This is a genomic window from Lutibacter holmesii, assembly GCF_042679665.1.
GTDB lineage: Bacteria > Bacteroidota > Bacteroidia > Flavobacteriales > Flavobacteriaceae > Lutibacter > Lutibacter holmesii.
In genome coordinates, this window is sequence record NZ_JBHTMV010000004.1 from 14,941 (window position 1) to 30,742 (window position 15,802).

General features: G+C 28.1%; 17 protein-coding genes. All 17 read right to left on the bottom strand.

Annotated elements, in window-relative coordinates; genetic code table 11:
• Positions 1-7: 7 nt before the first annotated feature.
• The gene (locus ACFQ5N_RS08385) at positions 8-574 is read right to left on the bottom strand and encodes a hypothetical protein (RefSeq protein ID WP_386809050.1); all 567 of its coding nucleotides are present in this window, start codon (positions 572-574) and stop codon (positions 8-10) included.
• Between the two features lie 223 nt (positions 575-797).
• Positions 798-1,031, bottom strand: a complete 234-nt coding sequence (locus ACFQ5N_RS08390; RefSeq protein ID WP_386809051.1) for a hypothetical protein — start codon at positions 1,029-1,031, stop codon at positions 798-800.
• Positions 1,028-1,492 carry a hypothetical protein gene (locus ACFQ5N_RS08395; protein ID WP_386809052.1) on the bottom strand — a complete coding sequence of 155 codons (465 nt, stop codon included), beginning with the start codon at positions 1,490-1,492 and terminating at the stop codon, positions 1,028-1,030. The genes ACFQ5N_RS08390 and ACFQ5N_RS08395 overlap by 4 nt, the downstream gene beginning before the upstream one ends.
• A 212-nt stretch (positions 1,493-1,704) precedes the next feature.
• Positions 1,705-1,887 carry a hypothetical protein gene (locus ACFQ5N_RS08400; RefSeq protein WP_386809053.1) on the bottom strand — a complete coding sequence of 61 codons (183 nt, stop codon included), beginning with the start codon at positions 1,885-1,887 and terminating at the stop codon, positions 1,705-1,707.
• A 464-nt stretch (positions 1,888-2,351) separates the two neighbouring features.
• Positions 2,352-3,065: a hypothetical protein gene (locus ACFQ5N_RS08405; RefSeq protein WP_386809054.1), complete on the bottom strand. Its 714-nt coding sequence runs from the start codon at positions 3,063-3,065 to the stop codon at positions 2,352-2,354.
• A gap of 152 nt (positions 3,066-3,217) precedes the next feature.
• Positions 3,218-4,006 carry a hypothetical protein gene (locus tag ACFQ5N_RS08410; RefSeq protein WP_386809055.1) on the bottom strand — a complete coding sequence of 263 codons (789 nt, stop codon included), beginning with the start codon at positions 4,004-4,006 and terminating at the stop codon, positions 3,218-3,220.
• A gap of 171 nt (positions 4,007-4,177) precedes the next feature.
• Positions 4,178-4,813, bottom strand: coding sequence for a hypothetical protein (locus ACFQ5N_RS08415; RefSeq protein ID WP_386809056.1), 636 nt, complete (start codon positions 4,811-4,813; stop codon positions 4,178-4,180).
• 533 nt (positions 4,814-5,346) lie between these two features.
• The gene (locus ACFQ5N_RS08420; protein WP_386809057.1) at positions 5,347-6,027 is read right to left on the bottom strand and encodes a hypothetical protein; all 681 of its coding nucleotides are present in this window, start codon (positions 6,025-6,027) and stop codon (positions 5,347-5,349) included.
• Between the two features lie 151 nt (positions 6,028-6,178).
• Positions 6,179-6,826 (bottom strand): NADase-type glycan-binding domain-containing protein, encoded by a 648-nt coding sequence (locus tag ACFQ5N_RS08425; RefSeq protein ID WP_386809058.1) that lies wholly within the window; start codon positions 6,824-6,826, stop codon positions 6,179-6,181.
• Positions 6,827-6,992: 166 nt separating this feature from the next.
• A complete protein-coding gene (locus ACFQ5N_RS08430) occupies positions 6,993-7,418 on the bottom strand; it encodes a PspC domain-containing protein (RefSeq protein WP_386809059.1) in 426 nt (141 codons plus the stop codon).
• Between the two features lie 240 nt (positions 7,419-7,658).
• Positions 7,659-8,189: a DUF1877 family protein gene (locus tag ACFQ5N_RS08435; RefSeq protein WP_386809060.1), complete on the bottom strand. Its 531-nt coding sequence runs from the start codon at positions 8,187-8,189 to the stop codon at positions 7,659-7,661.
• A gap of 187 nt (positions 8,190-8,376) precedes the next feature.
• Complete coding sequence (locus ACFQ5N_RS08440; RefSeq protein WP_386809061.1) at positions 8,377-8,823, bottom strand: hypothetical protein; 447 nt, start codon at positions 8,821-8,823, stop codon at positions 8,377-8,379.
• A 1,417-nt stretch (positions 8,824-10,240) separates the two neighbouring features.
• On the bottom strand, positions 10,241-10,738 hold the full coding sequence (locus tag ACFQ5N_RS08445; RefSeq protein ID WP_386809062.1) for a hypothetical protein: 498 nt from the start codon (positions 10,736-10,738) through the stop codon (positions 10,241-10,243).
• 241 nt (positions 10,739-10,979) lie between these two features.
• A complete protein-coding gene (locus ACFQ5N_RS08450; RefSeq protein WP_386809063.1) occupies positions 10,980-12,455 on the bottom strand; it encodes a caspase family protein in 1,476 nt (491 codons plus the stop codon).
• A gap of 159 nt (positions 12,456-12,614) precedes the next feature.
• The gene (locus tag ACFQ5N_RS08455) at positions 12,615-13,487 is read right to left on the bottom strand and encodes a hypothetical protein (RefSeq protein WP_386809064.1); all 873 of its coding nucleotides are present in this window, start codon (positions 13,485-13,487) and stop codon (positions 12,615-12,617) included.
• Positions 13,488-13,653: 166 nt separating this feature from the next.
• Positions 13,654-14,388, bottom strand: a complete 735-nt coding sequence (locus ACFQ5N_RS08460) for a hypothetical protein (RefSeq protein WP_386809065.1) — start codon at positions 14,386-14,388, stop codon at positions 13,654-13,656.
• A 762-nt stretch (positions 14,389-15,150) separates the two neighbouring features.
• Positions 15,151-15,618: a hypothetical protein gene (locus ACFQ5N_RS08465; RefSeq protein WP_386809066.1), complete on the bottom strand. Its 468-nt coding sequence runs from the start codon at positions 15,616-15,618 to the stop codon at positions 15,151-15,153.
• Between the last annotated feature and the right edge of the window lie 184 nt (positions 15,619-15,802).

Below are 15,802 nucleotides of genomic sequence, written 5' to 3' on the forward strand. Positions count from 1 at the left end.
CTTTATTCTATACTGCAAATTTACTAAAAGGTTTTTTATTATACACTATATCTTCTTTATTTTTATAAGATATGATAATTCTAGGGTTAAGTATTGTGTAACTAGTTCCTTTATCATTGAATGCAATTTTGATGCCAGAAGTTTCATTATTTTTGTAATCTACAGCTCTAATTACTTTATAAGGAAATACTTCTTCAGGGAAATTATCTCTTAAATAACTTACTATATAACATAAATCAATCCCTTTAGTTCCTTTACCATCTATTAATTCAAATTCTTTAAGTAATTCAACGAAACCGACTAAATGTTCTCTATTACCTGCTAAATCTAAATAATACGAATCATCTCTATAGTCTATAATAATTTCACTCTCAATTATAAAGTATGAATTGTTATAATGGTTTTTACCCCAAACTTTTGCGTAATCTAAATTATATTCCCAAAAATAATATCCTGCACCTATAAAGGGCTTTTTATTAGTTTCTATATCATACTCTGAATAAAATGGAGCATTTTCTATTGCAAAAGCCTCTCCTCCTTTATTTCCACAAGTGTGTTGAACTGTAAACACCATCCTTTATCTTTTCATATTTTGATTTCTCAGTAAATGTAATAAATTAAGTTTACTAGATTTAGGAAATTCATTTTTTTAATTGCTTACAACTTGTTTATATATGGTTTGTTGCGTGGTTTAAACAACTAATTTAGTAAATAATTACAGACAAAGAAAATCCGAGAGGATTTTCGTAAGTAAGCAAGAAGCCAGCAATAAATTATATATGTTGTTGTACAACGTTTTATTCAAAAAAAGGAATAATTTCATTTTCCTTTATATTTTCATATTCACCTAATTGACACCTGAAAGTTTTAGCATCTTTCCAATTTTGTTCACTAATTCTATTCCAAAAAAATGATATTACAATATTTCCTTTATTATCAGCTTCGTCAAAATTTATTCGGATATCAGAATATTTAGGTTTTAGTAAAGTTACTAATTCTGTAATTTTGGCTTTTTTATCGTCATTTGTCATATGTTCTTTTTTAGAATTGTTTTATAATTTGATGAAGAATTATATTCCTTTAATATTATTCTTTGATATTTCCATATATCATTAATAGTATCAATACTTACTATTCTAAAACTTGGTTTTATGTCTTCTTTTTTACAAATACTTAAAGGTTTTGCTTTCATAGCAGTATTTATCCCACATATATAAAGCTTATCCTCCTCTGTAAAAAAATGTAATGGAGTTTCATAATTTATTCTATTTTCTTTTGCCAATGAGGTTCCAGGTAATGCTGAATATAAAACATATCGTTTGTCTTCAGAAAAAATCCAAACATAGTTTCTATCATACCCCTCATATTTTACGTTATAGAGTCCTTCAAAAATTCGTTTATGATTAGTTTTTTCAGATTGTATTTCTTTCTTACAGTTTTGAAGACTTACTGTTAAGAATAGTAAAAAAAAATATTTTAAGAGGTTTTTCATAGGCTTAATGTTGTACAACGGGCTTTTATAAGATTTGTGCGACTGGAAAATCGGAGATTTTTCGGACGTAGCAAATCGTTTGTTGAATGTTTGTCGTTTGTTCTAAATCAGATTTAAGCATAAATTTTATGAGTTGTTGCAAGTTTTAGCGACACGCTATGCTGATAATTGAATTTTAGTACTTTCCGAGTTTTGTCATTCTAGTTCTCATTTTAAATCACTCTTATTTTTTTTAAATCTTTCATAAGCAGGTAAATAGAAATTAATATTGCAATTATATAAACAATTGCAATAGCTGGTTTCTCAAATTTCATATTTTCAAAATCGAATTTATCATATAATGCGTATCCTAAAATGATTATTATAATTACTGAAAAAAAGTTTGGAGTTTTCATATTCTTAATGTTTAAATAATTTTTTTGCGTTTCAATTCTCCATTCGGTAGAGTAGAAGTGAACTCAAATTTATCATTTTTATTTAATTTGTTATTGAACCAATTAAAAAAATCAATTTTCTCCTTTCACTATTTTTAATCAACTCAATTTTGTCATTTTTTTGAATTTATCATTGAACGAATATTTAATGAACTTAAATTTATCTTTTTAGTTTAATTTGTCATTTAATAAATTTTAAATCAAATCAATTCTCCGATTGGTTTTTATCTTAAAATCTATTTTATTAAACTCAATTTTATCTGTTTTGTTTCTGACCGAAAAAATTCATCCGAGCTATTACTTGCAACGGGCTTTTATAAGATTTGTGCGACTGGAAAATCGGAGATTTTTCGGACGAAGCAAATCGTTTGTTGAATGTTTGTCGTTTGTTCTAGTTCAAATTTAAGCATAAATTTTATGAGTTGTTAGCCACAGTATTTTTTCTTTAGTTCTTGAGCTTCATCATAACTTTTATATCCCATTAATAGTAATCCTTCCGTACAATTAATTTTCTTTTCTTTCAATTGTTTCCCAACATATTCTCGGTATTCCTCAAATCCCTTATATTGTTCTGGGATTAGCTTTATTGATTTCTTTCCATCAATATTTCTCAATTTATCGTTAATTACTAAATTATAAATATTTCTCTCAAGTACATTTTGATGAGATTTGCTCTCAAGTTTAAAATTAAATGTTCTCGTTTTAGATTTATGAGTAACTGTCAAAGAATTGCTTATTCCTAAACTCCTTTTTTCTGTTGGATTTCTATAAATCATATTAATCTTCTCATTGTAGTAAGCATCAATTGATAATTCGAAATCAGTTATTTCCTCATATATTATTTTCTCATTGTAGTTTATAATCAATTCGTTTGTGTCTAATTCTAGGAATCCATTTTTCTCATTTTTAATTTTCTCAAAATCATAAAACTGATAAAAATAGGTGAAAATAATTAATAAAAAACCTAGAAACATTATTGAAAATAAAAGAGTACTTCCGGAATCAATATGAAACACTTTTTTATAAATAAAAGTAAAAATCAAGCTTATTATTAATAGAAATAATCCCGAGAGAAAAATCGTTTCTGTATTCGATATTTCTTTCTTTATTATCTTATGAATGTAGGCTTTAAATGTCATTCAGTTTATTGTGGCTAACGTGTTTGTATATGGTTTGTTGCGTGGTTAAGCACGTAATTTAGCAAATAAAAACCGAATAGAAAATCCGCAAGGATTTTCGTAAGTAGGCTAGAACTAGCAATAAATTATATACGGTGTTGCCACACGTTTTTTTATTCCCAAAATTCATATTTGAAATATCTTGGTACATATCCACGAACGCTTTTTAAAAGTCCGTTTTCGAAATATTTATAATTCAGTTCATATTCATTAATTCGGTCATTCATAAATACGGACTTAATATCTGATTTTATAAGTTGACCTTTTTCGTTAAAACTGTTCTTAATGGTTTTATTATCCTCAAATCTTTGTAAATCGGTTTGGTCAGAATATGCCAAAGTATTTGTTATTCCGTTTTCCGTCGTTTTTACTTTTTTTAGTTTAGATTTTAAATAATAACCGAAAAATCTACTAACATAAAAGTCTTTTTCATATTCTTTTGTCTTTTCGTAGACCACTATTGAATCCTTTTTCTGCGTTGTGGTCGATTTAAATGGTTCGTAATAGTAATTCGTTTCATAAACAAAACTGCCTAAATTTTTTCTTGATGAAATAAGTTTATTATTTGTTCCATATTTAAATGTTGTTGAATCTTTCCATATTGAATCTATTATTTTAATTAATCGATTTTGAGAGTCGTATTCATAACGATTTATTTTGTCAGTTAATTTGTGTTTTCGGCTTTTACGATTATAAGATGCACTAAATTCAGTCGAGCGTATCCTTTTTCCATTTCGGTCAAATTCTACAATTTCGGATATATCTTTAGGTGAATTTAAATAGACAAATATTTTCTTTACTTGTCGGTTTACGTAAATACTATCAGGTTGCCATCTATTTTCAATTTGTCCAAAACTCCAAAATGGAATAGAAATAAATATTATAAAAAATAGTTTGTTCATTTTTATGGAATTCGGTTTTTATCAAATGTGTGGCAACGGTTTTTTATATGATTTGTGCGACTGGAAAATCGGAGATTTTTCGGACGTAGCAAATCAGTTTGTTAAAATGTTTGTCGGTTCGTGCTAGTTCAAATTTAAGCATAAATTATATGAGGTGTTGCCACACGTTTTTTACATATTATGGTTAATCATTATTATCAATTTTTCATTCGGACAAATTATAAAAAAGTCCACATTATTTTCTCCACGATTATTGTAAGCATAAAACGAACCTTCTTTATTTGCTAATTTTCTTACAAATTTCATTCGTTCAACAATTTCTCCTTTCCAACCTCCATAATGAGGAGTTGAATGTTCTAAATATTCAACTTCAGATTCAATAACAGGTGTTTTTTTCCAAGTTTTTCGTGTCCAATTTTCTCGGTAATCTAATTCGAGAGGATATTTTTCAAAAAAGTCAGAGTCTGGATTTTTGAAATATTCAGCCATTTCATCGTTAAACTCAAAAATGTCAATTGTATATCCTTCTCCACGAACTCCTAATTCTTCATAGTCATAAATTTCCCAACTCCAGAAATTTTTTCCAGTTAATAATTCTGTTTGTTCTTTAATGTAAAAATTTTTTGAAAATGGAAAAATTTGAAGATTCCAAGTTACAATTATTGTTATGACTGCTAGTATGGAACTTTGTATCCAAAATGATTTTCTGTTTCCGCTCTTGTATAACTTAAATAATCTATAAATCCAGATACAGAATCCAATAAGAATTGCAATTAAAATCAGAAAGATTATCAGGTAGAATATCATTTTTTCTTAATGTGTGGCAACGGGTTTGTATAACTAAAGTTGTGATTTGGTTTGCAATTTTTTCGTTTGATAAATTTAATAAAATAAATGTTTAGAATTAATCTATTTTACTAAAAGCAACAATTTTGGTTATACAGTGTTGTATAAAGTGGTTTTGAGTTCAGATGTTATTTATTTTGTTTAAACTTTAACCGTTTCAACTTTCAAATCCGTAATTATTGATAAAATGAAAAATTTGTCTTTTTAGTCTAATTTATCATAAATACTTTTTCGATTTAAAGCTCAAATTCCACGTTTCATTGATTTTTTCTGTTTTCATTGCTCAATATCCTTTTTTGATTTTCAAATCGACAATGATTAATAAAATCTGAAATTTCTCGTTTTAGATTAATTTATCATAAATACTTTTCCGATTCANAGTATAAGATTTGTGCGACTGGAAAATCGGAGATTTTTCGGTTGTTGCAAATCGGTTTGTTAGAATGTTTGTCGTTAATATTTAGTTTAAATTTAAGCATAAATTTTATACATTGTTACAACACGTTTTTTATTTCGTTTATCTTTTCTCCTTGTTCAATTAATTTGTCTGAATAATCTTTATTCTCATTAATGTTGAATATTTCAAATTCTACGTGTTTATAAAAGTACTTATTCAAATTTGTTTTAATATGCTTTTTATCTAAATCAATCTGTTTATATAATTCAATTCCAATAACAAAATAAGGTTCTTGATACTCCTCAACATTTACAAATAAAGCTACAAAGACATTTTTAATCGGAACAATATTCAAATCTGTTTTCTGTATTGCTTTAATAATGTTCTTTTTATCGGATTTATTAATTTTAGAAAATATGTTGTGAATAATCTGAATATTTACTTCTCCTTTTTCGAGATGTTCTTGAGTTAAATTTGTCAAAATATCTTTTGTTACATCAATTCCTCCATTTTTATTGACTTTATATGCATCATATGTTAAAAATGGTCCTTTAAATATAAACCAAGGCCCAAATATGAAATTTAATCGATTATATTTTTTCTTGAATTTTTCAATATTCTCTTCTCGTTTTATAAATATCGCAGGTGAAAATCGTAATAATGATATTAATCCTAATCCAATTCTGTAATTGAATAATATGAACTTTCCTCCAGAATCAACATCTTTCTTTAGACTATCTAAATCATTGTTTTTTATGTTCTGAAGTTTGTAAATCATATGTGTTGTAACGGGTTTTTATAAGATTTGTGCGACTGGAAAATCGGAGATTTTTCGGTTGTAGCAAATCGTTAGTTGAATGTTTGTCGGTTCGTTATTTAGTTTAAATGTAAGCATAAATTTTATGAGGTGTTGTGCAATGTTATTTTTTTTAGTGAACTCCAATTCCCTCAAACATTAAAAGACTTATCGCTGTATCTTTAAATTTATCTTCTTTGTAAATATCTAATATCTCAAATCGTAGTTTTGTCATTTTATTTGAAGGAAACATAATTTTATCAATTTCAATTGTTTGAATTTCAAATGAATCTAATAAGTTAATAATAGAGTAGGGTTTATCATTTATGTACATTTTAAGTTGTTTAACTCGTGAGTTATTTTTCCAATTGGTTTTATCTTTTTTGTAACCATTTGTCAATAAAATCTTATTTATTCCTAATCCTCCGTTATAATTTTTAAAATCAAAACGGTATTCTATAAATTCTCCAATTCCATAATCAGGTTTTCCCTCAATCCAAGCTGTATTTTTGTCAAAGTCGTGAGCATTTTTCGGTGAATAGTGTATTCCATTTTGTTCTTTCAGTTCTGAAGATACAATGATTTCTGTTACAGAACCACCGCAATACCAACTGCAACCTTTTAAAAACTCTAATTTTCCTATTGGGTTTTGGTTTTCATCATAATCCTCATATTCAAAGTAATCGGAATCTTTTCCTTGAATTGCACTAATTGTCTTAATACTTTGTGAGAAAATATTCGTTGTAAAGAAGATTAATATCAAAATCAGATTCTTATTCATATATTTTTTAATCGGAATATTGCACAACGGTTTTTTATAAGATTTGTGCGTTTGGAAAATCGGAGATTTTTCGGACGTAGCGAATCGTTAGTTGAATGTTTGTCGTTTTAGTTTAAATCAAATTTAAGCATAAATTTTATGAGTTGTTGTAAAACGTTTTTTAATTTTAAGTATTATCAGATAATGTATTTCTTTCAGCTTTTATTCTTGAAATTGAAAATCCTATAATCGCTCCTGTAGGTATTCCAATTAGGGCAAAAATAAACACAACTATACCTCCTGAATTATCACCGTTGATTGCTATTAATCCAAGTCCATATCCGGCAAACCACCCTATAATTCCACCAATAATAAATCCGATTGATTGTAATAGATATTTTCTTTTTTTGGATACTTGTTCCGTTAGTTTCCTATTAGGTATTATGAGCCAAAGAATTAAATATATTAATATTGGAAACGTCATTATTATAGAGGTGATAATGAAAATCGTTCTAAGTATCCAGTTTGGGAGGTTATATTTTCGAGAAATAGCAGAGCAAACTCCTCCAATAATTCTATTTTCACTTCTCGTAAATGCCTTGTTATTTGTCATTAATTATTCTATGTAAGTCGTTTTTCTTAATGTTTTACAACGTCCCGTGTAAGAAACGTAGGTGGTTAATAAGCGATACGTTTCAGATTGGTACTAAGCCAAATATAAATATTTTGCTTTTATCTTTTTTCTCATAAACACCAAATTTTATAGTTGGCGACTTTGGAAATAAGTTCAGACCTTTAAATTAAGCCCAAAAGCCCTATGTTTTCTTACACATTGTTGTGCGTTCGTTGTTTTTTATCCGCTAAATACAAAAATATAGTTTTCACTTTTTTCAGCTCGATCTAGTATTGATTTGAGTTGTTCAATTCCCTCAGCAATATGTTTTTTATTAAATACTTGGTCATCAGATTCGTCATCGTGCCATACTTCAGGATAAATTCTATTTTTATTCAATTCAACCGAGTTATAGTTCATTATAAATTCACTATTCGAGATAGCATTTAATATCACATTTATTTCTTTAATCAATTCAGGATTTAAATAATAAATAGAATTATCCTCTATTTCAGAAAAATCAATCTGTGAGAAATCAATATTTTCATAATCTACAGGCTCACCTAAATAACATTTTGGGTTAAAAATTTGATCAATTTTTTCAGTCAGTTTTTTGTCAATAGTTTTTTTTAAAATAAACTCAAGTCCGAAGAAATTTTGTTCAAAGATTGTATATGATTTTGATAAATCTGATTTAAATAAGGAAGTATCTTTTTTTACTTTCTCAAAGTTTAATTTATCTATTTCATATAGTGTAGAACTTTGTCCCATTTTATTTTATAGTTTTTTCAGAATGACGCACAACGGTTGGGCTATGGCATCGTATGACGTCAGCCGATAGGCTAGACGTCCTGCGAGGACAGAGACGAACGGACAAGCAAATAACTGCTGCCCGCTAGTTCAGCCCTGTAGGCTGCGGCATATGTGCTATAGCCTGTGTTAGCAATAGGTGTTTTTTTTATTCTCGATTAAATGAGATTGGTATTATTGTTTTATATCTAACTAATTTATTATTTATTGATGCGGGTTGCCATAAACCATTCATTAAATCAATAATTCTCAATGCTTCTTTAGTATAGTCAATACAAACACCACCAATATCTTTAAGTATTTCTACATTTGAAATATGGCTATCCTTTTCAATAATAAATGATATATAGATTTTTCCTTCACAATCTATTTCAGGGTGTCTTAATGTATCCTTTAAAAATTCGGTTACTCCAAGTTTTCCTTTTTTTTCTTTATACTTAAACACAGGAGCAGTTATCGCTTGATTGTTTTCAAGACCATAAACTGTTGTGTCTTTTTCTACTTCGATAGAAGTTTCTTTTATTTCATTTTTTTGAGAATAAGAAGAAACACTTAAAGTAAATAAACCCAATATGATTAAAATATTTTTTTTCATTGCTGCGTTTGTTTCTTACACTTATTGCTAACGGGTTTGTATAACTAAAGTTGTGATTTGGTTTGCAATTTTTTCGTTTGATAAATTTAATAAAATAAAAGTTTAGAATTAATCTATTTTACTAAAAGCCACAATTTTGGTTATACAGTGTTGTATAAAGTGGTTTTGAGTTCAGATGTTATTTATTTTGTTGAAACTCTAACCGTTTCAACTTTCAAATCCGTAATTATTGATAAAATGAAAAATTTGTCTTTTTAGTTTAATTTATCATAAATACTTTTCCGATTTAAAGCTCAAATTCCACGGTTCATTGATTTTTTCCGATTTCATTGCTCAATATCCGTTTTGATTTTCAAATCGACAATGATTAATAAAATCTGAAATTTCTCGTTTTAGATTAATTTATCATAAATACTTTTCCGATTCAAAGCTAAAATCTCACGTTTCAATGAGTTTTTTCGTTTTCATTGCTCAATTTATCCGTTTCAATTCATAACTCCGCAATTGTGCTAAAATCTATCCGTTTCGGTGAATTTTATCAGATTCAAGTTTATCAAATAGAGTAGAAGTAGTTTTCAACTTTTTCTATCTCATTAATTTTATCGGCTCGTGACTCTGACAGTTTGATATTTTTAACTCATAAAACTCAAATTAGGAATTTCGGAGGAAATTCCGCCATTTTATACAACGGGTTTTTTATAAGATTTGTGCGCCTGGAAAATCGGAGATTTTTCGGACGAAGCAAATCGTAAGTTGAATGTTTGTCGGTTCGTTATTTAGTTTAAAAGTAAGCATAAATTTTATAAGTTGTTGCCTAATGTGGTTTTGAGTTCAAATTAATTTATTTTGTAATAATTCTAACCGCTTCAATTCTCAAATCCGTAATATTTGCTAAATTCTTGAATTTATCTTTCTAGTTTTAATTTATCATTTTACCTTTCCGTTTCAATGAGTTTTCTCTGAATCAATGCTCATTTTCTCGGTTTTACTCGACTTTCTCCGTTTCAACTCATAATTCCGCTATTGTGCTAAAATCATTTGGCTCCGCCGAGTTTTCCGTTTCAAGTTTTCATTTTTCGATTCGTTGCTCAAATCTAACGGCTTTTAATAATTTTCAATAGAGTAGAAGCAGTTTCAATTTTTTTTAAATGGAGTAGAAGTTGTGTTCACTTTTTCAACTCAATATTTTTTTCGGCTCGTGTCTCAGACAGTTTAACTTTTTTAACTCATAAAACTCAAAATTGGAATTGTCGGAGATAATTCCGCCATATTTGGCAACGGTTTTTGGTATGTTTTTGTTGAGTGTTTAAGTACTAAATTTAGTAAATAATTACTGACCAAGAAAATCCGTGAGGATTTTCGTAAATGTGCTAGAACCAAACAATAAAATATACCAGTTGTTACCTGTAGTTTTTAATCATTTAGTTAATACAAAAAATGGTTCAATTCCACTATTTGATTCCCATAATAAATCATCATTAAGCCAGATTTTTCTTTGAAGTACAGCGTTTGAAGTTCTCTCGTAAATAGTTTCAATTTTATCTATATCATTTTCATCTTTACTCCACTGAACAAATGTTAAAGGTTTTTCCTCGGAATCAGTATTGTTTTGCCAAATAGCTATTCTATATTCATTTTGGTGCTCATAAATTTTAAAATTTCTTGGGTAATCATAATTTGAATTATAAACCTCTTTTTTTACTCCATCAATAAGGTAAAACAATTTAATATCTGATTTATTAATTGCATTCGGATTATTCGGATTTAGAATATCTTCACCATCAGAGTTAATGACAGAGAATTCTACACCAACATCTAGATTAAAAGCATTTACATTTTCATTCTGGTTGTCTCTGCTACATCCAATAATCATTAAACTAATCATTAAAATAACATACTTTTTCATTCGTTTCATTGTTTTTATTTTAAGTTATACAATTTTGTTCAATTACAGGTAACGGGCTCGTATATGAAACGTAGCGCGTAAAAAGACGCTAATTTTTCGGATTATGCACGAGCCAAATTTTTAAATTTTTCTTTTTATCTTAATTTTCTCAAAAGCCAAATTTAAAAATTTGGCGTTCTTTGTAAATACACAAAAACCTTTCGGAAAGCCTATAATAGCTATGTTTTATATACATTGTTGGCGGTAGTTTTTATTTTTTCTTTTTCAAATCAAAATTCCACGGTACTTGAATTCGTGTTAAATCTTCTTCTTTTATATTCATACTTAATCGTAAATGATTAATCGGAACGCATAATTCTTTTTGTAAAGTTTCAATAAATTGTTGATAATTGATTTGGATGGGATTATAATCAAGTTCGCTCTTGAAACTTTCCAAATATTCTATGTCGTGTTGTTTTACTGATACAAGTTTATAGGCTGTCATTTCAGTTTCAAAAACCTTCCAAGTCACTAATTCAAATTGGATTTCAATTGCCAACGTCATATTTGGTATTGATGGAATATAAAATAAGAATTCGTTAAATGGCTGTAGTTGTTTGTTAATAAATTCAAATGAATTCTCAAATTGTTTATTGCCCTGAAGTTGGAAAATCTCATCTATTAATTCACATTTAAAGTCTTCTTGTCTAAAATGACCTTTAGAGTTAAAGTAAATTTCAAATAATATTCCATTAAGAATATGATTTTCTCCATCGATAATAGTACTCTGAAGCCAAGTGTTTAAATTTTTAATTATTGAATTAGCAGAAAATTCTCCACCAATTGCAGTTTGCAAAATATTTCTTCCAAGAATGAATAATGTACTTGAATCAATAGTTTTTAAATCAATTCTTGATAGCTTTTTTATCGCAGGTTCTTGTTTATACCAATCACGAGATTTTAAACCTATAATTATTTCATCTATATCTGTTCCAGTTGATAGAAAGTTTTCATCTGCAATATGTTCCTCTTTATAAGGCAAATTAGTAGAATGAACTAATTGTCCTGAATTAAAACAAAAGTTACCAATTAAAGATGTGTGTTCCCAACTTGTTTGTTTGCCTTTAGACAACGTGTAAACTGATGTTCTTACTCTCTTAAAAAAGTCTTCAATCGGAATATTAACATCATCTATATGATTTAAAAATGCACCTGTGTAAATACTATTTCTTCCAGCTCCATAATCCATTGCTTTCTCTCCAGGTGAAGTTGAAAATGCTATTATGGTTCCTTTTGGTGCATAAATTGGTGCAAGACCTTGGCTATTTATTCCACGATATTGACTAGGAAGAGGATTGTCTCTACAAGCGTCAAGAATCAAAATGTTTATTATTGATTTTGCTCTTTGCATATATTCAATAATTTCACTTAAAGGAAAAGATGTATTTTTTGCCGAAATATCATCTTCAAAATTAGTATCGATTGAGGTTAAATAATTTATTCCTTCAATTTGCAATCCGTGTCCAGAGAAGTAAAAAACTCCAATATCATATTTTGTTAAATCGTTTCCGAATTTCCTAATATCTCTGTCAAAAGTTTCTCTGTTACAATTGATTGATTCGTTTACTATAAATCCTAGGTTTAAAAGCTTTTGAGATACATCTTGTGCGTCATTAACAGCATTAACTAGTTTGTCCTTATCTAAAGAATATTCTGCGTTTCCAATTACTAAAGCTAATGCATTCATAGGTGTTCGTTCAAATTACCGCCAACGGTTTTTTATAAGATTTGTGCGTTTGGAAAATCAGAGATTTTTCGGACGTAACAAATCGTTTGTTGAATGTTTGTCGGTTCGTTATTTAGTTTAAAATTAAGCATAAATTTTATAAGTTGTTAGCCACTGGCACTACATATCTAATTTTTTCTGATTGTTTTTAGGTTTTGACTTATGTAAAAGTACATTTTCAATTGCATAACTATTTTGGTCAATAATATATGTTTGTAATTCATCATCGAAAGTTCTCTTACGAGATAAAATCACTTTTAAACTATCTCCTTTCATAAAAGGTTCTTCACTTAATCTTTCTAGGAATTTAGTGTCTTTTATAATTGCTTTTATTGGATAACCTCTAAAAATAAATGCCCATTTTCCTTTTCCCTCAAAGTGAATTGTTTTAATAATCAAAATTTGCTCATCACTAACAATGTCAGTTTCTGGAATTTCATCTGTTTCAATTATTTTGGTTTTTTGAAGAAGCTCTGAAATCTCATTTTGATTTACATTTATTATTTCCTCATTATCTCGCTCGATTTTTAATCCAGAAATATTAGAATCATTGTTAACAACAACAAAAGTTTGATTTATTTTCTGTTGTGTTCCTGTATTTTGATAAATATTGTAAACGTATTGATTGACTTTCGGGTCTTTAATTTGGTGTTTTTCTAACAGAGTTTTAACTTCCTCGATAGAACTGTTTTCCTCCTCTTTTGTTGCGTGATAAATAATTAATCCAGACAAAGTAGAGACAACTAATGTTGTCAAAGAAGTCACTAATAAATCTTTATATTTTGGAGAAAGTTTTATTTTGAAACTCCCATTTTCTGGAGGAGAAACTTCGATTATTAAATCGTCAGGACTATAACCAAATTCTTGATTTATCTGATATAATAATATTTTGTAATTGTCTAAAAATTCGGTTAGAGTTTCAATTTTAATATTTCCATCTCCGCCAAATCGTATGGTTAGTTGTTCATTATTCATATCTTTTTCAATTTTCATCAATTTTTTAATCCGCTTGTGGCTAACGGTTTGTGGTATGTTTTGTTGAGTGTTTAAGCACTAAATTTAGTAAATAATTACTGACCTAGAAATTCCCTGTAGGATTTTCGTAAGTGTGCTAGAACCAAACAATAAAATATACCAGTTGTTGTAAGCAGTGCATACATCAGTATGTGTAGTAGTCATTATATTTTATCAAGTATATTCCGCCTTTTTCATCCAGTATTTCATAGTCATGAGAATTAGAAAAGCCTAATGTATCTATTGTTATTGACCTAAAATCAGTCCCTTTCCAAATTCTTAAAGAATCATTATATTGCAAGCCTATCCTACCTCTATGTAAGAATGCGCTATTAAGTTTATTCGAATCTAGATACTTTATCAGGTTAATAAATCTGCTTGCTTCACTTTGGGTCAATGTATCAAATGGTACTATGTCTTCGCTAATATTATTTATCCAGTCTGCTTTTTTAGACTCAGGGATTTGCAAGTTTCTAAAAACAGAATCATGAACTAAATCCTCAAACTTCCCTAACCAATAACGATTTAAAGTGAAATAATTGTGAAAATCACGATACTTTCTTATTTCGTAACTCATTTCATTATCTTTCCACCCTTTGGATATTTTAATCATAAAGTCTTGTAATACCAATATTGAATCTCTCACATTTTCAGGCCTCTCCTCAAAAGTCAAGTTATTTATCTGTGGATATTTTTTATCCAACTCTTTTTCTTCTCTAATTTCTATTAAAAGAAATCCAAAAAATAGAAGCGTTGTAAAAACGGGTATACTTATAATAAAATATCTTGTTCTCTTGCTAATCTTTTTAATTAAGACTAATCCAACTGGTAGAACATAGAGAATGACGAATCCTAAAAATATTTTTTGAAAAATTTCCATATATTTTTATTTGTTATTACTCGTGCAGTATTGCTTACAACGGTTTAGAATAACTAAAGTTGTGTTTTTGTTTTACAATTTTTCGTTTTATAAAACTAATAAAATTAGAATTAAGAAACATTCTATTTAGTAGAAAGAAACAATTTTGGTTATGCATTGTTGTATAAAGTGGTTTTGAGTTCTTATTAATTTTTTTAGTAATAATTCTAACCGATTCAATTCTCAAATCCGTAATAATTGCTAAAACCTTGAATTTATCTTTCTAGTTTAAATTTATCATTTTACTTTTCCGTTTCAATGAGTTTTCTCGGAATCAATGCTCATTTTCTCGGTTTTACTCGACTTTCTCCGTTTCAACTCATAATTCCACTATTGAGCTAAAATTATTTGGCTCCGCCGAGTTTACGGTTCAATTTTTCATTTTTCAATTCGTTGCTCAAATCTAACGGCTTTTAATAATTTTCAATAGAGTAGAAGCAGTTTCAATTTTTTCTAACTGGAGTAGAAGTTGTGTTCACTTTTTCAACTCAATATTTTTTTCGGCTCGTGTCTCAGACAGTTTAACTTTTTTAAACTCATAAAACTCAAAATTGGAATTGTCGGAGATAATTCCGCCATATTTGGCAACGGGTTTTGGTATGTTTTGTTGAGTGATTTAGCTATAAATTTAGTAAATAATTACTGACCAAGAAAATCCGATAGGATTTTCGTAAGTGTGCTAGAACCAAACAATAAAATATACCAGTTGTTGTGTGACGTTTTTTATTTACAATCATTCTTTTCATTTATTATCTGCCTTTTCGAATTCCAATAATCTTTATGTTCTTTATCCCTATTCTTGTCATTGTATGATGTATTCTCAATAATAAAATGAAATATCATTCCATCTCGTTTGATAAAAAGTGTATCGGAACATTTTTTTTTATATACTGAATCATTATCCTTTAAAAAACTAAATAATGATACATTTTCATAATCATAATTTCGGCTATTATTAATTCTTAATCTTTGGGCTCTATTAGAAATTTTAAGGTAAGTGTCTCCTCTTTCCTCATAAATATCTGTCACAATCCCATTAAATTGAGTGCTTAAATAGATTTCTTTATATTGTCCTTTTTGCATCATTCCGTAAATCATAAATCCAATTAAGAATGCGAATAACAAATAGACTGGTATATATTCTTTTTGTGTTTGTTTTTTGTCATCGTAGACTTCAATAAATTGTTTCATAGATTTTTCCTAAAATGACACACAACGGTTTTTTATAAGATTTGTGCGGCTGGAAAATCAGAGATTTTTCGGACGAAGCAAATCGTTTGTTGAATGTTTGTCGTTTTAGTTTAAATCAAATTTAAGCATAAATTTTATGAGTTGTTAGCGGACGTTTTCTTTTCGATTATCTCTCCTCAATTTT